The 21239-nt window shown below is 74.9% G+C and carries 21 protein-coding genes and 3 tRNA genes; 14 read left to right on the top strand and 10 right to left on the bottom strand.

The window, feature by feature from the left end:
- The first annotated feature begins 23 nt into the window (after window positions 1-23).
- Both ACFY00_RS21580 and ACFY00_RS21575 read left to right on the top strand, forming a co-directional pair.
- Window positions 24-785: a DUF6193 family natural product biosynthesis protein gene (locus ACFY00_RS21580; protein ID WP_388033061.1), complete on the top strand. Its 762-nt coding sequence runs from the start codon at window positions 24-26 to the stop codon at window positions 783-785.
- Window positions 786-934: 149 nt separating this feature from the next.
- Window positions 935-1885: a DUF5996 family protein gene (locus tag ACFY00_RS21575; RefSeq protein ID WP_388033060.1), complete on the top strand. Its 951-nt coding sequence runs from the start codon at window positions 935-937 to the stop codon at window positions 1883-1885.
- A gap of 34 nt (window positions 1886-1919) precedes the next feature.
- Here the strand turns inward: ACFY00_RS21575 and ACFY00_RS21570 are convergent, their stop codons facing one another.
- Window positions 1920-2330, bottom strand: a complete 411-nt coding sequence (locus ACFY00_RS21570; RefSeq protein WP_388033059.1) for a winged helix-turn-helix transcriptional regulator — start codon at window positions 2328-2330, stop codon at window positions 1920-1922.
- 106 nt (window positions 2331-2436) lie between these two features.
- Between ACFY00_RS21570 and ACFY00_RS21565 the strand changes: the two genes are divergently transcribed.
- Window positions 2437-3288 (top strand): alpha/beta fold hydrolase, encoded by an 852-nt coding sequence (locus ACFY00_RS21565; RefSeq protein WP_388033058.1) that lies wholly within the window; start codon window positions 2437-2439, stop codon window positions 3286-3288.
- Between the two features lie 12 nt (window positions 3289-3300).
- On the opposite strand, the gene ACFY00_RS21560 is transcribed toward ACFY00_RS21565, so the two are convergent.
- Both ACFY00_RS21560 and ACFY00_RS21555 read right to left on the bottom strand, forming a co-directional pair.
- Window positions 3301-4818: an ArnT family glycosyltransferase gene (locus tag ACFY00_RS21560; protein ID WP_388033057.1), complete on the bottom strand. Its 1518-nt coding sequence runs from the start codon at window positions 4816-4818 to the stop codon at window positions 3301-3303.
- Window positions 4819-5040: 222 nt separating this feature from the next.
- Window positions 5041-6018 (bottom strand): aldo/keto reductase, encoded by a 978-nt coding sequence (locus ACFY00_RS21555; RefSeq protein ID WP_388033056.1) that lies wholly within the window; start codon window positions 6016-6018, stop codon window positions 5041-5043.
- A 160-nt stretch (window positions 6019-6178) separates the two neighbouring features.
- On the opposite strand from ACFY00_RS21555, the gene ACFY00_RS21550 reads away from it, so the two are divergent.
- On the top strand, window positions 6179-7042 hold the full coding sequence (locus ACFY00_RS21550; protein WP_388033055.1) for a hypothetical protein: 864 nt from the start codon (window positions 6179-6181) through the stop codon (window positions 7040-7042).
- A gap of 70 nt (window positions 7043-7112) precedes the next feature.
- On the opposite strand, the gene ACFY00_RS21545 is transcribed toward ACFY00_RS21550, so the two are convergent.
- The 3 genes from ACFY00_RS21545 to ACFY00_RS21535 are packed head-to-tail and all read right to left on the bottom strand — an operon-like array spanning window position 7113 to window position 8271.
- Window positions 7113-7379, bottom strand: coding sequence for a DUF4235 domain-containing protein (locus tag ACFY00_RS21545; RefSeq protein ID WP_285733137.1), 267 nt, complete (start codon window positions 7377-7379; stop codon window positions 7113-7115).
- On the bottom strand, window positions 7376-7855 hold the full coding sequence (locus tag ACFY00_RS21540; RefSeq protein ID WP_388033054.1) for a DUF3618 domain-containing protein: 480 nt from the start codon (window positions 7853-7855) through the stop codon (window positions 7376-7378). Before ACFY00_RS21540 ends, ACFY00_RS21545 begins: the two co-directional genes overlap by 4 nt.
- Entirely contained in the window at window positions 7852-8271 is a 420-nt protein-coding gene (locus ACFY00_RS21535) for a phage holin family protein (RefSeq protein WP_388033053.1), read from the bottom strand. The genes ACFY00_RS21540 and ACFY00_RS21535 overlap by 4 nt, the downstream gene beginning before the upstream one ends.
- A gap of 193 nt (window positions 8272-8464) precedes the next feature.
- On the opposite strand from ACFY00_RS21535, the gene murQ reads away from it, so the two are divergent.
- Window positions 8465-9454 carry an N-acetylmuramic acid 6-phosphate etherase gene (gene murQ, locus ACFY00_RS21530; RefSeq protein ID WP_388033052.1) on the top strand — a complete coding sequence of 330 codons (990 nt, stop codon included), beginning with the start codon at window positions 8465-8467 and terminating at the stop codon, window positions 9452-9454.
- 7 nt (window positions 9455-9461) lie between these two features.
- Here the strand turns inward: murQ and ACFY00_RS21525 are convergent, their stop codons facing one another.
- Window positions 9462-11558: a SpoIIE family protein phosphatase gene (locus ACFY00_RS21525; RefSeq protein WP_388033051.1), complete on the bottom strand. Its 2097-nt coding sequence runs from the start codon at window positions 11556-11558 to the stop codon at window positions 9462-9464.
- 434 nt (window positions 11559-11992) lie between these two features.
- On the opposite strand from ACFY00_RS21525, the gene ACFY00_RS21520 reads away from it, so the two are divergent.
- The 7 genes from ACFY00_RS21520 to ACFY00_RS21490 all read left to right on the top strand — a co-directional run bounded on the left by ACFY00_RS21520 (window position 11993) and on the right by ACFY00_RS21490 (window position 17538).
- On the top strand, window positions 11993-12358 hold the full coding sequence (locus ACFY00_RS21520; RefSeq protein ID WP_388033141.1) for a VOC family protein: 366 nt from the start codon (window positions 11993-11995) through the stop codon (window positions 12356-12358).
- A 191-nt stretch (window positions 12359-12549) separates the two neighbouring features.
- Window positions 12550-14286, top strand: coding sequence for an AMP-binding protein (locus ACFY00_RS21515; protein ID WP_388033050.1), 1737 nt, complete (start codon window positions 12550-12552; stop codon window positions 14284-14286).
- 92 nt (window positions 14287-14378) lie between these two features.
- Window positions 14379-14453: transfer RNA gene (locus ACFY00_RS21510), tRNA-Ala, on the top strand.
- A gap of 11 nt (window positions 14454-14464) precedes the next feature.
- A tRNA-Ser gene (locus tag ACFY00_RS21505) sits at window positions 14465-14538 on the top strand.
- Window positions 14539-14578: 40 nt separating this feature from the next.
- Window positions 14579-16057 carry an SDR family NAD(P)-dependent oxidoreductase gene (locus ACFY00_RS21500; RefSeq protein WP_388033049.1) on the top strand — a complete coding sequence of 493 codons (1479 nt, stop codon included), beginning with the start codon at window positions 14579-14581 and terminating at the stop codon, window positions 16055-16057.
- A 108-nt stretch (window positions 16058-16165) separates the two neighbouring features.
- Window positions 16166-16238, top strand: a tRNA-Gly gene (locus ACFY00_RS21495).
- Between the two features lie 109 nt (window positions 16239-16347).
- Entirely contained in the window at window positions 16348-17538 is a 1191-nt protein-coding gene (locus ACFY00_RS21490; protein WP_388033048.1) for a ribonuclease inhibitor, read from the top strand.
- A 17-nt stretch (window positions 17539-17555) separates the two neighbouring features.
- Here the strand turns inward: ACFY00_RS21490 and ACFY00_RS21485 are convergent, their stop codons facing one another.
- Together ACFY00_RS21485 and ACFY00_RS21480 are read right to left on the bottom strand one after the other, a co-directional pair.
- Complete coding sequence (locus tag ACFY00_RS21485; protein WP_388033047.1) at window positions 17556-18317, bottom strand: SDR family NAD(P)-dependent oxidoreductase; 762 nt, start codon at window positions 18315-18317, stop codon at window positions 17556-17558.
- Between the two features lie 32 nt (window positions 18318-18349).
- Entirely contained in the window at window positions 18350-19492 is a 1143-nt protein-coding gene (locus tag ACFY00_RS21480; protein WP_388033046.1) for an acyl-CoA dehydrogenase family protein, read from the bottom strand.
- A 161-nt stretch (window positions 19493-19653) separates the two neighbouring features.
- Between ACFY00_RS21480 and ACFY00_RS21475 the strand changes: the two genes are divergently transcribed.
- The gene (locus ACFY00_RS21475; RefSeq protein ID WP_388033045.1) at window positions 19654-20250 is read left to right on the top strand and encodes a TetR/AcrR family transcriptional regulator; all 597 of its coding nucleotides are present in this window, start codon (window positions 19654-19656) and stop codon (window positions 20248-20250) included.
- Window positions 20251-20263: 13 nt separating this feature from the next.
- Here ACFY00_RS21475 and ACFY00_RS21470 read toward each other — a convergent pair whose 3' ends face one another.
- Window positions 20264-20413 (bottom strand): hypothetical protein, encoded by a 150-nt coding sequence (locus ACFY00_RS21470; RefSeq protein ID WP_388033044.1) that lies wholly within the window; start codon window positions 20411-20413, stop codon window positions 20264-20266.
- 187 nt (window positions 20414-20600) lie between these two features.
- Between ACFY00_RS21470 and ACFY00_RS21465 the strand changes: the two genes are divergently transcribed.
- A complete protein-coding gene (locus ACFY00_RS21465) occupies window positions 20601-21134 on the top strand; it encodes a hypothetical protein (RefSeq protein ID WP_388033043.1) in 534 nt (177 codons plus the stop codon).
- Window positions 21135-21239: the final 105 nt, after the last annotated feature.

Here is a 21239-nt window from a genome sequence, read left to right as displayed (position 1 = left end):
ACGGCCGCACTACACTCCGCGCCATGCCGTCCCCCACGTACGAGACCCAGGCCGAACGGGACGCCGCCGCGGCCGCGTTCGGCACCGAACTGGCCGAACTCGCCGCCGCGGCGGGCCTCCCGCTGCCCGCGCCCGACCGGCTGTACTGGTTCGGTGCGGACTTCCGGGGCGGGCTGCCCCGACCGGCCGCGCGCGGCGGCTCGGACCAACCGGCGCCCGACGGGGCCCGCATCCGGTGGAAGCGCAACGGCTCCGCACCGCACCTGTCCCTGAGCCGCGGCCTGGTGCCGCTGGCCATGGGCGACGCGCCGGACCTCACCGAAGCCGTCCGGGCGGTCTCGGACTGGTTCGCGGGCGCCGACCTGACGGAGATCCGGCGCACCGCACCCTTCCTGCACGTCCAGGACTGGGCGCCCGCCCACGAGCGGGCCCCGCTGGACCGGGTGGAACTCGAGTGGCGGATCCGCCTGCAGAGCTTCGACCACCCCTGGCACCGCGAGCCCGACCGCGTGCGGGACCTGTGGCGGGCGGCGTTCGCCGAACCCCGGCTGCGCCGCCTGCGGCCGGTCAGCAGCCACTACGTCCTGTGGTTCTCCACCACGCTCCTCTTCCCGTACGGGAACGCGGGCGTGGCCGTCGAGCCGCGCGCCGACGGGACGTACCAGGTCCGCAGCCACCGGGGGAACCGGGCCGTCGCCGAGGCGCTCCCCGAACCGGTCACCGTCGCCACCGCCGCCGAAGCGGCCGCCCTCGCCGCGGCCGTGCTCCCTCCCGAGCTGCACTGACGCACGGCCCCGCACCGTCCGGACGGAGCAGCCGCACCCCCACCCGGGGGCGTCGCACCCCACCCGGGCGCGTCGCGCCCCCGGGCCCGGGCCGGCGGTGGCGAGGATGGGCAGCGGCCCCCGTCCCCTCCCCACGCCGGAGTCGCACCATGGAGCTGTTCCCGCCCCTGCCCCTGGAGTCCTGGCGGGACACCAAGGAGACGCTGCACCGCTTCGCCCAGGTCATCGGCAAGATCCGCCTCGCGGGCAGCGCCCGCCGCAACCACTGGTGGAACGTCCCCTTCCACCTCACCGGCCGCGGCATCACCACCCGCCCCACCGGCCCGACCCGCGGCGGCGACGCCTTCACCATCGACTTCGACTTCACCGACCACCGCCTGTACGTCCGCACCCTCGACGGCGCCGAGGACTCCTTCCCACTCACCGGGCGCTCCGTCGCCGACTTCTACCGCGACACCCTGCGCGCCCTCGTCCACCTCGACATCGACGTCCTCCCCGACCACCCCTACCCCTACGATCTCCCCGACTCCCACCGCCCCTTCGCCGACGACCACGAACACCGCAGCTACGACCCCGCCGCCGTCACCACCTACTGGCACATCCTCAGCCAGGTCGCCCTGCTGCTGGAGGAGCACGCCGCCGGGTACTCCGGCAAGACCAGCCCCGTCCACCACTTCTGGCACACCTTCGACCTCGCCGTCACCCGCTTCTCCGACCGCGAGACCGACCAGCCCGCCGCCGACGGCGTCACCCGCGAGGCCTACTCCCGCGAAGTCATCAGCGCGGGCTTCTGGTTCGGCGACGACAACGTCCCCGCCCCCGCGTTCTACTCCTACACCGCCCCCGAACCCACCGGACTCGACACCCGCCCGCTGCGCCCCGACGCCGCCCGCTGGATCCCGAGCCGCGGCAGCCACCTCGCCCTGCTCACCTACGAGGAGGTCCGCGCCGCCGCCGACCCCTGGCACACCGCCCTGGAGTTCCTGGAATCCGCCTACCGCGCCGGAGCCGACCTGGCCGGCTGGGGCCGCGAACGCGAGTGCCCCGGCGGCATCACCGACAGCGAACTGCGCACCCTCCCGGGAGCCGACGGCCGGTGAGCGCCACCGCGGCGCGGGCACCCGGTCCGCGCGCTCAGCGGGGCGCCTCGTCGGCCAGCCGGTTGTTGCGGTCGATCTCCGCCATGTGCGCCTCGGCCCAGGCCCGCAGGGCGGCGAGCGGCTCCTCCAGGGACAGGCCCAGCCCGGTGAGCCGGTAGTGGACGGCGGGCGGCACGGTGGGCTCCACGCGGCGCGCGACCAGACCGTCGCGGACCAGGCCCTGCAGGGTGACGGACAGCATCTTCTGCGAGATGCCCGGGACGCGGCGCCGCAACTCCGCGAAACGGACCTCGCCCGGAGCCTCCTCGGCCAGCACCTTCACCGCCATCGACGTCCACTTGGTGCCGATGCGGTCGAGCAGCCGGCGGGTCGGGCAGAGCGGATCCAGCAGGTCACCCCGCCCACCGACTCGCCGGTCGCCCCCACCGGGCCGCGACGTGGTCACCTGGAGCTCACCACCTGAAGGGAGAGTGCCGTCTTGGACGCACCAGCCTAGTTCCCTAACGTGACCTGGTCACCATTCCTCACCTCCCAGCACCTGGAGCCCCGCCGTGCCCGAACTGCGCCGCGTCCCCGCCAACGGCGTCGAACTGAACGTCGCCCTCGCCGGATCGGGCCCGGCCGTCCTGCTGCTGCACGGCTTCCCGCACACCTGGGAGCTGTGGACGGACGTCATGGCGGACCTGTCCGACCGCTACCGCGTCATCGCCCCGGACCTGCGCGGCTTCGGCGCGAGCAGCCGGGCCGCCACCGGGTACGACGCGGGCACCCTGGCCGAGGACGCCGCGGCGCTCCTCGCCGCGCTCGGCGTCTCCTCCGCCGCGGTGGTGGGCATCGACGCGGGCACCGCCCCGGCCTTCCTCCTCGCCCTGCGCCGCCCCGGCCTCGTCCGGCGCCTGGTCGTCATGGAATCCCTGCTGGGCCGACTGCCCGGTGCCGAGGAGTTCCTCGCCGACGGGCCGCCGTGGTGGTTCGGCTTCCACGCCGCCGCGCCCGGCCTCGCCGAGACCGTGCTGGAGGGCCATGAGGCCGCCTACGTCGACTGGTTCCTGCACGCGGGCACGCTCGGCGACGGCGTGCGCCCCGCCCTCCGCGACGCGTTCGTCCGCGCGTACACCGGCCGCCAGGCGCTGAGCTGCGCGTTCTCGTACTACCGGGCCCTGCCCGAGAGCGCGGCGCAGATCGAGCGGGCGGTCGCCACCACCCGCCTGACCGTGCCGACGATGGCGCTGGGCGCCCGCCCCGTCGGCCCCGCCCTGGAACGCCAACTCCGCCCGTTCACCGACCACCTGACCGGCCACCTCATCGAGGACTGCGGCCACATCATCCCGCTGCACCGGCCGGACGTCCTGCTCGCGCTGCTGCACCCCTTCCTGGCCGGCGAGGACGCGGCCGCAGCGTGACCGGGGCACTGATCAGTAGAAGTGCCGCAGCCGGGGCCACAGTCGGGACCACGGCGCGACCGTCCCCGTGCACACCAGCACCGGCGCGTGCTGCTCCTCGTTCGCCAGCCCGTGCCCGTTGTCGACCTCGGCGACCTGCCGACACCCCGTGAAGGCCCGCTCGACCTCCGGGTACGGCGCAGGGTGCACCAGCACGACGGGACCGGTCGCCGAATCCGGTGGCGGGCCCCAGTCGTAGAAGGACATGTGGCCCGAGTACGCGATCGGCAGGCCGTACCGGTCGCCGTAGCGCACCAGCGCTCCCGCCTCGCCGTAATCGGTGGCGAACACCACCGCCCGCCCGCGCTGCTCCGGCGGGACGGCCTGCCAGCCCGCCGCCACCGCCGCCGTCAACTCCGGCCAGCCGACCTGCTCCGCGGACTCCGGGTAGATCGCCGACACCACCGACAACCGCCCGGGCGCCAGCACCGGCAGCGTGATCAGCGAGTTCACCAGCGCGGCGACCAGCAGCAACCCCACCAGCCGCACCCGGCCGCGCCGCGTCCCGCCCCGATGCTCGCCCGGCTCTCCCGGCTCTCCCCGCCCCTCCTGCTCCCCGTGTCCGCCCCGCTCCCACAGCCGCTCCGCGACGGGCTGGCACCCGGCCGCCATCACCAGCAACAGCGGCGGCAGCGCGTAGTACGGCTTGCCGCCCAGAGTCAGCACCAGCGCGCACAGCACCAGGTAGGCGTACCCCAACGGCCGCGCCCAGCGCACCCGTTCGTCGTCGCGCAGGCGACGGAACCCGGCCAGCCAGACCGGGACGAGCACGGGGGAGAGGTACACCAGCTGCATCGGTACGAAGGTGAGCCGGTTGGTCAGGCCGTCCTGGTCGCTGATGCCCGAGGCGACGGTCAGCTGCGGCCAGCCGTGCAGCGCCTCCCAGTACAGGTTCGGCGCCGCCACCAGCAGCGTCAGCAGCGCACCCGCCGGAAGCCACCAACCACGGAGCAGGGAGCGGGAGTCCGGTCCGGACCAGGCCATCGACGGCAGCAGCGAGACGGCCAGCAGCAGCACCAGGTCCTTGTTCAGCAGCGCGACCCCGGCCACCGCGCCGATCGCCGACCACCAGCGGCGGTCACCGGTGCGCAGCAGGCGCAGCACCAGCACGCCCAGCACCGTCCAGGCGAACAGGTCGAAGCTCGCCGTGCTCAGCATGTGCCCGAGCGCCAGCACCATCGCCGACACCGCCGCCCCGGCCGCCGCCAGCACCTGCCCGGCCCGCCGCGCCCCCAACTCCCGTGCGGCGAAAGCCACCAGCACCACTGTCGCCGCACCCAGCAGCACCGCGACCATCCGCAACCCGGCCGGGCCGTCGCCGAACACCGCCGTGGACAACCGCGCCAACAGCGGTGTCAGCGGCGGCTGGTCGACGTACCCCCACGCCAAGTGCCGCCCCGCGGCCATGAAGTACAACTCGTCCCGGTGGAACCCGTACCGCCCCACCAGCCCCGCCTGCAGCACCACGACCGCGGCCGCGACCCCGAGCACCGGCCCAACCGCGAAGCGGGACAAGCCCGTTGCGGGATCGGCAGGCGGCACGGAGCCATCGGCCGCGGCGGACGCGTTCCCCCGCATGCCCATGCGGCGAGTGTGGCAGAGTCGGCCCACCGCGCCCACCCGGCGCAACCCGGAAACCGCCCCGGAAGAACCCGGAGACGGCTCCGAACCGGACGGCTCCGAGGGCTGAGCCGCCCCCTCGGCGCGGGGCGCTCAGGACCAGACGGGGAGGCTGTCCGCCTGGTAGCGGGCGCCGAAGCCGCCGTGGGGGAGGATCGCGTCGACGGCGGCCAGGTCCTCGGCGTCCAGGGTGATCCAGGCGGCGCGGGCGTTCTCCGCCATCCGGGCGGCGCTGCGGGTGCCGGGGATCGGGACGACGTGCGGGCCGCGGGCGAGCAGCCAGGCGAGGGCGAGCTGCGGGACGGTGGTGCCCTGCTCGGCGGCGAGCTCGCCCAGGCGGGCCACCGCGGCGAGGTTCCGCTCGTAGGCGCCGGGCTGCCAGCGCGGGTCGTGGTTGCGCATGTCGCTCGGGTCGTACTGCCCGGCGGGCCTGCTGCTGCTGGTCAGGAAGCCGCGGCCGAGCGGCGAGTACGCGACGAAGCCGATGCCCAACTCGTCCAGGGTCGGGAAGACCCGCTCGACGTCCCGCTCGAACAGCGAGTACTCGGTCTGCAGCACCGACACCGGCTGCACGGCGTGCGCGCGCCGGATCGTCTCCGGGCCCGCCTCGCTCAGGCCGAAGTACCTGACCTTGCCCGCGTCGATCAGCTCCTTGACCGCCCCCGCCACCTCCTCGATCGGGACGGCCGGGTCCACCCGGTGCTGGTAGAGCACGTCCAGTCGGTCGGTGCCCAGTGCGCGCAGGCTGTTCTCGGCGACCTTGCGGATGTTCTCCGGACGGCTGTCGAAGCCGAGCCCCCGCTCGGTGCGGGCGAAGCCGAACTTGGTGGCCAGCACGATCTGGTCGCGGAAGCTGTTCACTGCTCGGCCGAGCAGTTCCTCGTTCGAGCGAGCGCCCCAGTTGTACAGCTCCGCGGTGTCGAAGAAGGTCACGCCCAACTCGTACGCCCGCCGCACGGCCGCGACACCCGCCTGCTCGTCGCCCGGCCCGTACGCCATGGTCAGCCCCATCGCGCCGTAGCCGATCGCGGAGACGGTCAGGCCCTGGGTACCGAGCGTCCGTTGCTGCATGGGAGCCTCCTGTGCGCAGAATCCAGAACCGAACCGTTCGGTTTGGCCCGGCTCGAAGCGTACGCCGGACGGCCGCCGCAACCAAACCGAACGGTTCGGCCCGCGTGGCGGTCCCGGAAAACCGCTGGCCACCGCCGCTCCGCCCCCGCATCCTGGCCCGATGGGAGAGAAGGCCAATATCGTCGTGGTCCACGAGGACGGCACGCACGAACTGCACCGCACCGGCTGGGCCGTCGGGATCGACCTCGACCTGCTGGACGGACCGGACGCCCTGCTCGGCACGCTCCCCGAACTGCGCCGGGACGACTGGTGGTTGGACGACGACCTCGCCCACGGCGGGGTGCTGCTCGACCTCGGCCGCAAGACCCTGCTGTTCTTCACCTGGGAGGGCCCGAGCGCCGAACTCCGGCACCGCGCGGCCACCCTGGCCCTGATCCGGGCCGCCTGGCCGGGCTGGACGGTCCGCCCCCTGTATGACGGCCCGACCGAGCTGCGCACCCACCTCGGCCTCGACCCGGAGCACGTCCGCCGCCGCGGCACCCCCCTCGACCCCGCCCCGTTCCTCGCCCCGGACGACGAGGAACTCACCGGACCGGACCCGGGCGGCATCCTGGTCACCCTCGACACCGGCCGCTGCCACGTCGCCTCCGCCGCCTTCGACCACCCCGCCCGCGAGGGCCCCGCCCTGCTCGACCGCCTGGCGGACGCCCCCGACCACGGCACCTGCCGCCTGCACGTCGAATCCGGCGTCCACCTCGACCCCGAACGCCGCCGCCTCGACTGGTGGTCCCTCCCCGCCACCCCGCAGGCGTACGAGGTGCCACGGCTCTGGCCGGGCTGGACGGTCCGCTTCCACCGGGACGACTGGCAGCAGCACGCCCGCCGCGCCCCCGCCCGCTTCGCTCCCGCCCCCTTCGACCCCGGCGCCCCGGCCGTCGCGGCGGTCCTCGCCGAAGCCGAGGACCGCCGTGCCCGGCGGGTCCGCCACCGCGCCCTGGTCGCCCGCCTCCACCCCGGCCGCTGAAACGCGGTCCGGGCCCGCTCCGTCCCGGGACGGAGCGGGCCCGGATGCCAGTTGAGGCCCGGAGCGGAGGTCAGCCGGGCCAGGTGCCCGTGAGGCGCCGCGTGGCGGTGGCCCCGCCGCGGTCGACGGCGGCCTTGACGAGGCCGAAGATCGCCCCCTGGAGGGCCGCGGCGAGCAGCACCTCCCGCCAGGTGCGGTCCTCGTCGGTGGCGTCCGGGGCGTCGTCGTCGTGGCCGATCGCCTTCCACGCCTGCCGGAAGGCGACGCCCGCGAGCAGGCCGCCGACGACGCCGAGGGTCAGGCCGACCGGTTTGTACAGGACCGTGACCGCCTTCACTTGTGCTTCCGGCCGCGCAGCAGGAACAGGGTGACCACCAGCACCGCGGCCCCGGCCAGCAGCGGGGTCCGGTTGGCCCGGGCCGCCGCGGCGACGGTCGCGGCCTTCTCGCGGACCTGGTCCGGGGTCTTCTCGGCCGCCAGGTGCCCCGCCTGGGCCGCGGTGTCGCGGACCTGGGCCGCGGCCTGGCCGGCCTTGTCGAGCACCGGGTCCGGGGTCCGGTCCTTGACCAGCTCGGCGGCCCGTCCGGCCTTCTCCCGGAGCTGGTCGGTCAGGTGCGCGGCCGTCCCGGCGGCCTGCTCCTTCCACTCGGCCGCCTTCTCCTTGACCTGCTCCTTGACGTCGGCCTTGGCCGCCAGTGCCTCGACCGTCCGGCCGAGCTCCTCGCGGGTGCGTTCGACCTGCTCGCGGAGCCGGTCGGTCTGCGCGGACTCGTCGCCCTGGAGCGGCTGGCCCGTCGGTGTGCCCTCGCTCATCGGTGTGCCCTCTCCTTGATCTCGGCCACGTCGGCCTTCACGCTGTCGATGGTCTGTTCGGGCGCGGGGCCGCCGGCCCTGGCGACCTGCTTCTTGCCGGCCAGCGCCAGCACCGCGGCCACCACGGCGAGCAGGGCCGCGACGATCAGCGCCGACGCCCACACCGGCAGGACCAGTGCGAGGGCGGCGATCGCCGCGGCCACCACGGCCTGGGCGGACAGGATGCCGACCAGGCCGGCCCCGCCGACCAACCCGCCGCCCAGGCCGTAGCGCTTGCCCTTCTCGGTCAGCTCCGCCCGGGCCAGTTGCATCTCCTCCCGGACCAGTTCCGAGAGCTGCTGCGACGCCCGCGTGACGAGTGCGCCCACCGGCTCCTCACCACCGTGCCGGGTACCGCTCCCGATGCTGCTGCTCATGGCCTGCCTCCTCTCCTGCCGTGCTCGTCCGTGCTCGTCGGACCGGGGACCGCTCCCCGCCCGCACGCGCCTACCCCTGATCCCGCAGCCCATCCACCAGGAACCACGGCCCGCAGCGGCCCTCCCGCCCCGGGACCCGCCGGGCCCGGTGCGTCCAACCGCCGTGCCACCGCCGAAGACCTAGGGTGGGCCCGTGGCAGACACCCCGCACACCTCCCGGCACCCGGACGACCCGGACGTTCTGCGCTCGCTCCCCGGGCTGGCGACCGAGGGACGGCGCAGCGGCGGTGCGGGGATCGACCTGCTGTCGACGGTCGAGCTGGCCCGGATGATGAACGCCGAGGACCGGACGGTGCCGGAGGCGGTCGGGGCGGTGGTGCCGGAGATCGCGGCGGCGGTGGAGGCGATCGTCGAACGGATGGGCCGGGGCGGACGGTTGGTGTACGCGGGGGCGGGGACGGCGGGGCGGCTCGGGGTGCTGGACGCCAGCGAGTGCCCGCCGACGTTCGGGACGGAGCCGGGGCTGGTGGTCGGACTGGTCGCGGGTGGTCCGGCCGCGTTGACGACCGCCGTCGAGGACGCCGAGGACGACCGGGCGGCGGCCGTCGCGGAGTTGGACGCGCTGCGGCTGACCGCCGCCGACACGGTGGTCGGCGTCTCCGCCTCCGGCCGGACCCCGTACGCGCTGGCCGCGGTCGAGCACGCCCGGCGGCTCGGGGCGCTCACCGTCGCACTGGCGGGCAACCGCGGCTCCGCGCTCGGGGACGCCGCCGAGCACCGGATCGAGGTGGTGACCGGGCCCGAACTGCTGGCCGGCTCCACCCGGTTGAAGGCCGGGACGGCACAGAAGCTGGTGCTCAACATGGTCTCGACGCTGGTGATGGTCCGGCTCGGCAAGACCTACGGCGACCTGATGGTCGACGTCCGGGCGACCAACGAGAAGCTGCGGGCCCGGGCCCGCCGGATCGTCGCCCTCGCCGCCGAGGCCGAACCGGCCGACGCGGACGCCGCGTTGACGGCCACCGGGGGTCGGGTCAAGGACGCGATCCTGCTGCTGCTCACCGGCGTGGACGCGCCCGCCGCCGCTGCCCTGCTGGCCCGCAACGGGGGTCGGTTGCGCGATGCCCTGCACGAAGCCCTGCACGAAGCCGTGCACGAAGCCCGACGCGAAGTCGCCGACTGACGGTCGGTCAGAGTTCCTGCTCGGCCCAGATGGTCTTGCCGCGCGGGGTGTGCCGGGTGCCCCAGTTGCGGCACAGCTGGGCCACCAGCAGCAGGCCGCGGCCGCCCTCGTCCTCGGTGCGGGCGCGGCGCAGGTGCGGGGCGGTGCTGCTGCCGTCGGAGACCTCGCAGATCAGCACGCCGCCGTCCCGGATCAGCCGGAAGCCGATCGGCGGGCGGCCGTAGCGGACGGCGTTGGTGATCAGTTCACTGACCACCAACTCGGTGACGAAGGACGCCTCTTCGAGACCCCAGTCGGTGAGCTTCGCGGTCGCGAGCTTGCGGGCCCGGGCCACCTCGGACGGGTCGTGGCGCAGTGGCCAGTCTGCGACGTCCCGGGCGGGCAGGGCCAGGGTGCGGGCCAGCAGCAGCGCGACGTCGTCGGTCGGGGCGTCCGGCCCGAGGGTCGCGGACAGGACCTGGTCGCAGAGGCCCTCCAGCGAGTCGGCGGAGGCGGCGAGCGCGGATCCGAGCCGGTCGAGGCCGAGTCCGGGGTCGCCGCGCAGCTCCGAGGCGCGCAGCAGGCCGTCGGTGTACAGGGCCAGCACGCTGCCCTCGGGCACCTCCAACTCGACTGCCTCGAACGGGAGTCCGCCGAGGCCGAGCGGCGGACCGGCGGGGAGTTCGGGGAAGGTCACGGCACCGTCCGGGCCGACCAGGGCCGGGCCGGGGTGCCCGGCCCGGGCCATCGCGCAGGAGCGGGTGACCGGGTCGTACACCGCGTACAGGCAGGTCGCGCCGACGCTGCTGCCGGCCCAGGCGGTGCCGCCCTCGGGGAGTTCGTCCAGGTCGACCCGGAGCACCAAGTCGTCGAGGTGGGTGAGGAGTTCGTCCGGCGGCATGTCGATGTCGGCGAGGGTGCGGACCGCCGTGCGCAGCCGCCCCATCGCGGCGGAGGCGGGCACGCCGTGGCCGACCACGTCGCCCACCACCAGGGCCACCCGGGCGCCGGACAGCGGGATCACGTCGAACCAGTCGCCGCCGACCCCCTCCCGGCCGCCCGCCGGGAGGTAGCGGAAGGCGACCTCGACGGCGGCCTGCCGGGGCGTCCGGCTGGGCAGCAGGGAGCGCTGCAACGCCAGTGCGGTGTCGCGCTGTTGGGTGTACTGGCGGGCGTTGTCGACGGACAGCGCGGCGCGCGCCGTCAGTTCCGTCGCCAGCAGCAGGTCGTCCTCGTCGAAGGGCTCCGGGGAACGGTGCCGCAGGAAGATCGCCACGCCGAGCGTCGTCCCGCGGGCGGTCAGCGGCACCAGCAGGGAGGAGTGGATGCCGAACTCCTTGGCCAGGCGCTCCCGTTCGGGCTCCTGGGTGAGCCAGGAACGGATCTCCGGGTCGTGGTAGTCGGTGCGCAGCGGGCGGCCCGAGGCCAGGACCCGGGCCATCGGCGAGTCCGGCACGATCACGTCCCCCGCGCCGAGCGCGATCACGGACTCCGGGCTGCCCGGCAGCACCGAGCGCTGCGCCACCCGGTAGAACACCAGGCCCGCGTTCGACGGCGGACCGCCGCCGAACACCGAGTCGAGCAGGTCGACACCCACGAAGTCCGCGAAGCCCTCGACCGCGACGTCCGCCAACTCCTGTGCGGTGCGCTCCACTTCGAGGGTCGAACCGATCCGCAGTCCGGCCTCGCTCAGCAACGCCAGCCGCCGCCGGGCCCGTTCCTCCGAGGAGGCCGCCCCCGCCTCCGTTCCGGCCCCCGCCACCGCCGTCGTGGACGCGGCCGCCCCGCCGGGTGACGGCTGCGACAGCGGCTGCAGCGGAAGCGCGGACAGCACCCAGGCCGGTTCACCGCGCGCCGTCCGCACCGGGACGACGCCCAGCTCGACCGAGACCGGCTCCTCCTCGGAGCGGCACAGCCGGACCATCCCGCTGAAGGGCTCGCGCCGAACCACCGCCCGCAGCAAGGAGATCGGCGCCCGCCCGGCCAGCAGCTCGACGGCCGGTCGTCCGAGCACCTGCCCCGCCCCGAACCCCGTCAACCGCTCCGCCGCCACCGACCAGCCGGTGACCGCCCCGCCGCCGTCGACCGTCGCGGTCGCCGCCCGGCCCGGAACCCGAGTCGCCATGTCCGTCCATCCCCTCTCGGAGGCAGCACCCGCCAGGCCGTCGTCCCCCAGCATCGCCCCCGGACGTGACCGCCTCAAACCGCCACGCCGTGGAACCGCCCCGCCCGCTGGTCGCGCCCCGGCCGACGGTGGCACGCCGAACGCACCGCCGACGCCCTGCGCGACTGCGCGACGGCCCGGCGCTGCGAGCCGCAACAAGCGCCGCAACAAGCGCGGCAACAAGCGCCGCTGCGGCAAGCGCCGGAGCAGGTGCCGGAGCGCGCACCCCTTGATCGGCACCGGTGCCGTGGCCAGAATCGGGGCGGAGCGCCGGAGCCCGTCCCGCCCGGGGCGCGGTCCGGCCTCCCGCGGACGTCGTCGGAGGTTCCTTGAACGAGCACAGCACCCCGGAGCGGGACTACGGCCGGAGCTGCCCGACCGGCAGCGGCTTCGGGCTGCACCACGTGCAGCTCGCCATCCCGCCCGGTGGCGAGGACGCGTGCCGGGCGTTCTACGTCGGCATCCTCGGCATGACGGAGCTGGCCAAGCCACCGGTGCTGGCCGCGCGCGGCGGGCTGTGGGTGCGCGCGGACGACCTGGAGATCCACCTGGGCGTGGAGGAGGACTTCCGACCCGCCCGCAAGGCCCACCCGGGCATTCGGGTGACGGACCTCGACGGCCTCGCCGAACGGCTCACCGCCGCCGGGGTGGAAGTGACCTGGGACGGCGCCTTCCCCGGCCACCGCCGCTTCTACGCCCACGACAACTGCGGCAACCGGCTGGAGTTCCTGCAACCCGAAGCGTCCGCACCGGACCGCTGAACGCGCCGGACCGGTGAACGCGCCGCGCCCGCTGCACGCGCCGCGTCCGCTTTCCGGAGCGCCTCCGGTGCCCCGAGCGTGCCCCGCGTCGTTACCCGGGTGGAAACTTGTTTCCCGACGGGGGTACCGCACGCCCGTGGCCTGGGGAAACATGGGGGCTGACGGTACCGAGAAACAGAGGAGCCAGAGCCATGGGCGCTGCCGAGAACGTCCGACCCCGCGCGCTGCCCGGCGCGGCCGAGTCGGCGGCGAACTTCCGGGCCGCCCGCGAGGTGCTGTGGCGGCACGCCGAGGACTACGAGGCGGCGTACCGGGAGTTCGAGTGGCCGGAACTCGGCGAGTTCAACTGGGCGCTGGACCACTTCGACCCGATGGCGCGCGGCAACGACCGGCCCGCGCTCTGGGTGGTCGAGCCGGACGGCACCGAGCGGGTGCACAGCTTCGACGAACTGGCCCGCCGTTCCGACCGGGTCGCCAACCACCTGCGCGGGCTCGGCCTGGGCCGCGGCGACCGGGTGCTGCTGATGCTGGGCAACGTCAGCGAGCTGTGGGAGGTGATGCTCGGCGCGATCAAGCTGGGCGTGGTGCTGATCCCCGCGACCCTGCTGCTGTCCGCCGAGGACCTCGCCGACCGGCTGGAGCGCGGCGAGGTGCGGGCCGTGATCGCCGCCGCCGAGGTCGCCGACCGCTTCGCCGGGCTGCCCGGCGCGCCGCTGCGGATCGCGGTGGGCCCGGGCGCGCCCGCGGGCTGGCACGACTACGCGCAGGTCGACGACGCCGCCGAGGAGTTCACCCCGGAGGGCGTGACGCTGGCCGAGGACCCGCTGCTGCTGTACTTCACCTCCGGCACCACCTCCAAGCCCAAGCTGGTCGAGCACACCCACGCCTCGTACCCGGTCGGCCACCTGTCCACCATGTACTGGATCGGCCTGCGCCCCGGCGACGTGCACCTGAACATCTCCTCGCCGGGCTGGGCCAAGCACGCCTGGAGCAACCTGTTCGCGCCGTGGAACGCCGGGGCGACCGTCCTGGTGTTCAACTACGGCCGCTTCGACGCCCAGCAGTTGCTCGACGTGATCGCCCGCTGCAAGGTCACCACGCTGTGCGCGCCGCCCACCGTGTGGCGGATGCTGATCCAGGCCGACCTGGCCGCGCACCGCACCGAACTGCGCGAACTCGTCGGCGCGGGCGAGCCGTTGAACCCCGAGGTGATCGAACAGGTCCGCGCCGCCTGGGGGTTGACCATCCGGGACGGCTTCGGCCAGACCGAGACCACCTGCCAGATCGGCAACAGCCCCGGCCAGCCCGTCAAGCCCGGCTCGATGGGCCGCCCGCTGCCCGGCTACCACGTCACCCTGCTCGACCCGGACGGCAAGCCCGCCGAGGAGGGCGAGCTGACGCTCGACCTGGACCGCCGCCCGCTCGGCCTGATGCGCGGCTACAAGGGCGACGCCGAACGCACCGCCGACGCCATGCGCGACGGCCACTACCGCACCGGCGACGTCGCCTCCCGGGACGCCGACGGCTACATCACCTACGTCGGGCGCAGCGACGACGTCTTCAAGGCCAGCGACTACCGGATCTCCCCGTTCGAGCTGGAGAGCGTCCTGATCGAGCACCCCGCCGTCGCCGAGGCCGCCGTCGTCCCCTCGCCCGACCCGCTGCGCCTGGCCGTCCCCAAGGCGTACGTGCTGCTGGTCGACGGGCGCGAGCCGAGCCCCGAACTCGCCCGCGACATCCTGAAGTTCACCCGCGAGAAGCTCAGCGCCTACAAGCGGATCCGCCGCCTGGAGTTCGGCGAACTGCCGAAGACCATCTCCGGCAAGATCCGCCGGGTCGAACTGCGCACCCACGAGGCGCAGCGCGGCGAGGGCCGCAACCCGAACGAGTACTGGGACACCGACTTCCCGGAACTGCGCCAGGGCTGAGGACGGTCGGGGCGGGCCGAGGACGGCCGGGCCGGGGCGGGCGGAAAAGGGTTTCCGCCCGCCCCGGGCGCGCGGTTAGGATCACTGCACCTCCCGGGCGTGGGCGCAGAGGCAGACGCGCCGCTATGGCATGGCGGATCACGCCGGTTCGAATCCGGCCCCCGGGAGGCCCGACGACGGGCCCCGTAGCGCAGAGGCGGACGCGCCGCATTGCTCATGCGGAACACGCCGGTTCGAATCCGGCCGGGCCCACCCCCGTCGCCCCCGCACCGCCGCCCCGGAGGACCGCCCGATGAGCACGCCCCCGTCGAGCCTCTCGCCGGACTCCCCGACGAGTCCCCCGCCGAGCCAGCCGCCGAGCCAGTCGTCGCACCGGCCGTCGAGCCTGCCGGAGGCGCCGGACGAGGCCGAACTCGACGCCTTCGAGCGGACGTTGGGGCGCCTGTGGCAGCTGCCCGCCGACCACCCGGTCCGGCTGCGCGCCGAGCGCGGCGCCGAGTCCTTCGTCCGCGACGGCCGGCACGCCCGCCGCCGCAGCCGCCGCACCGAGACCGCCCGGGCCGACGCCGCCCTGGTCGGCGCCACCGCCACCGGCGGCACCGGCCGCCGCGAGGACGCCCCGCTGCCCACCGCCGCCGAACCCGCCCCGATCGGCGAACTCAGCCGCCCGCAGCGCTGCTACGTCTGCAAGCAGCACTACCGGCAACTCGACGCCTTCTACCACCGGCTGTGCCCCGACTGCGCGCAGGACCACACCGCCCGCCGCGCGCTCAGCACCGACCTGGTCGGGCGCCGGGTGCTGCTCACCGGCGGACGCGTCAAGATCGGCTTCCAACTGGCCCTGATGATGCTCCGCGACGGCGCCGAGCTGATCGTCACCAGCCGCTTCCCGCACGACACCCTGCGCCGCTTCCGCGCCGCCGAGGGCAGCGCGGGCTGGCTGCACCGGCTGCGGATCGTCGGCATCGACCTGCGCGACCCGCGCCAGGTCCTCGGCCTGTGCGAGCAACTGCGCGCCGAGGGGCGGCCGTTGGACATCCTGGTGAACAACGCCGCGCAGACCCTGCGCCGCCCGCCCGAGTCGTACGCCCGGCTGGCCGCCGGGGAGCACGGCAGCACCCCCGCGCAGGTCGGGCACGCGCCCGGGTTCCGCCCGATGCCCGCGCTCACCGCCGCCTGGCCCGCCGCCGAACTATCCGCCGAACTCGCCACCGGAGCAGGCGCGTTGATACCCACCGGGGTCGGCAGCACGGCGGTGGACGAGGCCGGGCTGCTGCCCGACACCGCACCCCGCAACTCCTGGTCGGCGACGCTCGGCGGGCTCGATCCGGCCGAGGTGCTGGAGACCCAGCTGGTCAACGCGCTCGCCCCCGCGCTGCTCTGCGACCGGCTGCTGCCGCTGCTGGAGTCCTCCCCGCACCCGCGCCGCTACATCGTCAACGTCACGGCGGTGGAAGGCCGTTTCGCCGTCCGCAACAAGATGCCCGGCCACCCGCACACCAACATGGCCAAGGCCGCGCTCAACATGCTCACCCGCACCAGCGCCGCCGAACTCGCCACCCGCGGCGTCTACATGTGCGCCGTCGACACCGGCTGGATCACCGACGAGAACCCGGCGCCGAAGAAGTCCCGGCTGGCCGACCACGGCTTCCGCACCCCGCTGGACATCGTGGACGGCGCCGCCCGGGTCTACGACCCGGTCGTCCGCGGCGAGGCCGGGGAGCCGTTCGTGGGCGTCTTCCTGAAGGATTACCGGGTGGCGGAGTGGTGAGCGCACCCCGTAGCATCGCCGCGACGGCCTCGTAGCGCAGAGGCAGGCGCACCGGCTTCACACTCCGGAAACGCCGGTTCGAATCCGGCCGGTCCGTCACCCCGGGGTGGGGCCGTAGCACAGCGGCAGATGCGTCGGCCTGCCTAGCCGGAGGACGCCGGTTCGAATCCGGTCGGTCCCGCCCCGGGGGAGCCCGACGACGAGGGAAGCCCGACGAAGAACCGCGAAGAACCGCGCAAGCAGAACCGCGAAGAGCTGCGGCGATCCGCGACGAGCCGCAAGGAGCGGGAATGGCCCAGGAGTTCGCCGGAGTCCCGTCGGTGGTGCCCCGCCCGGTCGCCGAACTCGCCCCGCTGCTGGCTTGGTTGCGCACCGGCACCGGCACCGACCGGCGGATCGACTTCCCGGCCGGCACCGCCCTCCCCGACGGCCGACTCGACCTGTGCAAGCAGCAACTCGGCCCGCAGGGCGCCCAGCTGGTCGCCGACGCACTCGCCGACGCACTCGCCGGGGCGGCACGGGCCAGCGAGGACGAGGCCCCCGTCCGCCATCTGCTGCTCGGCACCGACGGCCTCGGCGACGACGGCGCGGACGCGTTCGCCGCCCGCGCCGCCGAGACTCCGGTCCGCACCCTCTACCTGGGCTGCAACGGCATCACCGCCGCCGGTGCCTGCCGGATCGCCGACCGGCTGCGCGCCTCGCCGCAGACCGTCCGGGCGCTCTGGCTCAAGCGCAACCCGCTCGGCGTCCGGGCCGGTCGGGCCGCCGCCGAACTCGTCGCCGCCGCCGAGCGGTTGCGCACCCTCGACCTGGTGCAGACCGGCCTCGACCCGGCCGGTCTGGCCGAGCTCGTCGACGCGCTGCTGACCGGCGGCCGCCACTTCGAACGCCTCTACCTCGGCGGCAACCCGCTCGGCCCCGCCGGAGCCGAACCGCTCGCCCGCCTGATCACCGCCGGAGCCACCGACGAGCTGTACGCCTCCGCCGCCGCCCTCGGCGACCCCGGCGCGCGTACTCTCGCCGCCGCGCTGCGCACCGCCCCGTACGGTCGGCTGCGCCGCCTCTCGCTGGCCAGCTCCGGCTTCGGGCCGGAGGCCGCGGCCGAGTTGACGGCCGCCGCCGTCGCGGCCGGGGTGGAGTTGCTCGACCTCGGCCGCGTCCCGGCCGCCCACGTGCTGGGCGCCGCCGACAACCGGATCGACCTGGCCGCCGCCGACCGGATCGGCGCCGCGCTGGCCGCCGCCCCGCACCGCCTCGACCACCTGGTGCTCACCCACACCGGCGTCCGCAGCCGCGAGGCGCACCGCCTGCTCGACCACGCCCGGTCCGCCGCCACCCCGACCCGCTACCTGTTCGGCAAGGGCGTCGCCGCCACCGTCCGCCACCGCCTGAACGCCCTCAGCGCCGCCGTCCCGCCGCCCGCCCCCGCCCCGGACGTGGCGGCGGTGCAGAGCGTGCACCGCACCGCCGCGCCCCGGTAGTCCAACGGCTCAGCGGCTCAGCGGGCGGCCATCCGCAGCGCGCCGTCCATCCGGATGGTCTCGCCGTTCAGGTAGTCGTGCTCGGCGATCATCGCGACCAGCCGGGCGTACTCCTCGGGGCGGGCCAGCCGCTGCGGGAAGGTGACGGTCGCGGCCAGGCCGGAACGGACCTCCTCGGAGAAGCCCGCCATCATCGGGGTGTCGACGATGCCGGGGGCGATGGTGACCACCCGGACGCCGTACTGGGCCAGGTCGCGGGCCGCGGTGATGGTCATGCCCGCCACGCCCGCCTTGGACGCGGCGTACGCGATCTGCCCGACCTGGCCCTCGAAGGCCGCGATGGAGGCGGTGTTGACCACCAGCCCGCGCTGCCCGGCCCCGTCCGGCTCCTGTCCGGACATCGCCTCCGCGGCCAGCCGCATCACGTTGAAGGTGCCGACCAGGTTGACGTTCAGCACGCTGCGGAACAGGTCCAGGTCGTGCGGGCCGCGCCGCCCGACCACCCGCGCGGACGGGGCGATGCCCGCGCAGCTGACCGCCAGCCGCAGCGGGCGGCCGTCGGCGGCGATCCGCTCCAGCGCGGCGCGGACCGGCTGCTCCTCGGTGACGTCCGCCCCGAGCAGGGTGACGCCGTCGGGCTGCGCGGGCGCGGACTCCACGGCCTTGGGCAGGTCGAGGCCGTACACGGTGGCGCCGAGCGAGGCCAGGTGGGCGGCGGTGGCCGCGCCCAGGCCGGAGGCGGCGCCGGTGACCAGGGCGGCGGTGCCGGAGAGCTGCATGGTGGAACGTCCTTCCGGAGCAGGAGGTCGGGTCAGCGGGTGGCGAACTGGCGGCTGATCACCAGTCGTTGGATCTGGTTGGTGCCCTCGAAGATCTGCATGATCTTGGCCTCGCGCATGTACCGCTCCACCGGGAAGTCCCGGGTGTAGCCGTAGCCGCCGAGCACCTGCACCGCGTCCGTGGTGACCTTCATCGCGGCGTCGGTGGCGACCAGCTTCGCCACGCTGGCCTGTCGGCTGAACGGGCGGCCCAGGTCGCGGCGGCGGGCCGCGTCCAGGTAGGTGGCGCGGGCCGAGTCGACGGCGGCGGCCATGTCGGCGAGCAGGAAGCCCAGGCCCTGGTGGTCGACGATCCGGCGGCCGAAGGTGGTGCGCTCGTTGGCGTACGCGACGGCGTGGTCCAGCGCGGCCTGGGCCAGGCCGGTGGCGCAGGCCGCGATGCCGAGCCGGCCCGAGTCGAGGGCGGAGAACGCGATCGGCAGGCCCTGGCCCTCGGCGCCGATCAGCCGGTCGCGCTCCAGCAGCGCGCCGTCCCAGTAGGCGGCGGTGGTGGGCACCGCGTTCAGGCCCATCTTCTCCTCCGGCGGGCCGAAGGTCAGGCCGTCGACCTGCCCGGGCGCCAGGAAGCAGGACACGCCGTGCGGGCCGGGCGCGGTGCGGGCGAACAGCGCGTAGAAGTCGGCCTTGCCGCCGTGGGTGATCCACGCCTTGGTGCCGGTGATCCGGTACCCCTGCTCCACCGGCTCGGCCCGGCAGGTCAGCGCCGCCGCGTCCGAGCCCGCGTTCGGCTCGGAGAGGCTGTAGCCGCCCACCAGCTCCCCCGCCAGCATCCGGGGCAGCCAGCGCTCCCGCTGCTCGGGCGTGCCGTACGCGGTCAGCGGGTGGCAGGCCAGCGTGTGCACGCTGGTGGCCACCGCGACGGCCGCCCAGCGCGCCGCCAGCTCCTCCAGCACCTGCAGGTACACCTCGTACGGCTGGCCGCCGCCGCCGAACTCCTCCGGGTAGGGCAGCCCCAGCAGCCCGGCCTGCCCGAGCAGCGCGAACAGCCCCTCCGGGTAGCGCTCCTCCTTCTCGTGGGAGGCGACCTTGGTCGCGAGCTCCCGGTCGGCGAGATCGCGGGTCAACGCGATCAGGTCCGCGGCTTCCTCGGTGGGCAGCAAGCGATCCACGGCCATGTTGCGGCTCCAAGCGGTACGCAAAGCGGTACGTCAGTACCGGTCAGCGTAGCGCAGGCCGCCCGGCCGGGGCAGTCCCCGGGGCGGGCGGCGGGGGAGCGGGGCGTCCGCGAGGTGCGACGGGGAGCGGGCCGGGCGGGGCCGACTGTCATACTGGCCGGGTGATCGACCACGCAGCCGCCCCCCAGCCCACTGGACGGGGCGCCGCCCGCCGCAGCGCACTCTTCGAGGAGCTGGTGGCACTGTTCGTGGCCGAGGGGTTCGCCCGGTTCACCCTGGACGACCTGGCCGCCCGCCTGCACTGCTCCAAGCGGACGCTGTACGGCCTGGCCGGCTCCAAGGAGCAGCTGGTGCGCGCGGCCGTGGTGCACTTCTTCCGCGAGGCCACCGCCCGGGTCGGCGCCGCCCTCGCCGCCGAGACCGACCCGGCCGCCCGGCTGGCCGCCTACCTGCGCGCCGTCTCCGCCGAACTCGCCCCCGGCTCGGCCCGGTTCTTCGACGACCTGGCCGCCTTCGAACCCGCCGCCGAGGTCTACGGCCGCAACACCCGGGCCGCCGCCCGGCAGATCCAGCAACTGATCGAGGACGGCGTCGCGGCGGGCGCCTTCCGCGAGACCCACGTGGCCTTCGCCGCCGACGTGATCAGCTCCGTCATGGTGCGCATCCAGCAGCGCCAGGTCGCCGAGGCCACCGGCCTGGCCGACGCCGAGGCGTACGGGCACCTGGCGGAACTGCTCCTGCACGGTCTGCTGCGCTGAACCGCGGCAGCGGTCAACCCTCCTGCGCGGGGGCCGGGCCGGTCGGCTCCGCGGCGGGCCCGCACAGCGGGCAGCGGCCGTTCTCGCGGACCTTGCCGCACTCCTCGCACACCAGGTTCAGGAAGCAGGCGGGCTCGCCGCCCTCGGGCTCGGTGGGTTCCATGCCCTCCAGTGTGCCGCGCGGCCCGGGGGAGGCCCAAGAACCGTCCGGGAATCGTCCTTTCGGATAGTCCGACCTATGTCCGCCGCACGGGTTCTCGTCCCCGGGCTGCGGTGCGTCGCCGCTTCCTCACCCGCGAGGACGACTGATCCTGCCGGGAGTTGACGACGACGCGGGAGGTGGCTGGACGGTGAGCAACGGTCGGCGCGGTTGGTGGCGCATCGGCATCGCGGCAGCGTTGTGCGTGGCCGGGACCGGAACGGCGGCGGTGGCCTCCGGGGCGGTGCCGCTCGGCGGGCGCGCGGCGGCGAGCGCGGACGAGCAGCGGGCCCCGGGCAGCGAGGACGGCCTGCAGGTGGTGAACGTGTCGGTGGACCGCACCAAGGTGCGCGGCCTGACCGTGGTGCGGGCCCTGATCGCCAACCTCGGCCCGAACGAGGTCAGCGACCACTTCCACACCACGGTCAAGCTGCCCAAGCGCGTCACGGTGGAGGGCAAGGTCTTCCCGGACAGCTGCCAGTACGACGACGCGCGACGGGAGTTGACCTGCGACTTCCGCAAGGGCCTGTCGCTGCGCCGGACCGCGACGGTGCTCCTCCCGCTGCGGATCGCGGACGACGTCCGGGCGGGGGAGCGGCTCTCCGGCGGCGTGGTCTCGGTGCAGGACCCGGACCGGCCGACCCGGACCGTCCCGAGCCGGACCTTCACCATCGACGTCCAGTAACCGACCGGTGACCGGCAACCCCCGTACCCGGAACGGCAGTTGCGCCACCCGGCCGACGCCACCGACGCCGCCCGCACCGCAGGCGTCCCCCTCGTGCCCGCCCCC

The sequence above is a fragment of the Kitasatospora sp. NPDC001540 genome (assembly GCF_042894345.1).
GTDB classification, from domain to species: domain Bacteria; phylum Actinomycetota; class Actinomycetes; order Streptomycetales; family Streptomycetaceae; genus Kitasatospora; species Kitasatospora phosalacinea_C.
The sequence above is the reverse complement of the archived record's forward strand: the minus strand, read 5'-3'. Positions and strand labels throughout refer to the sequence as shown.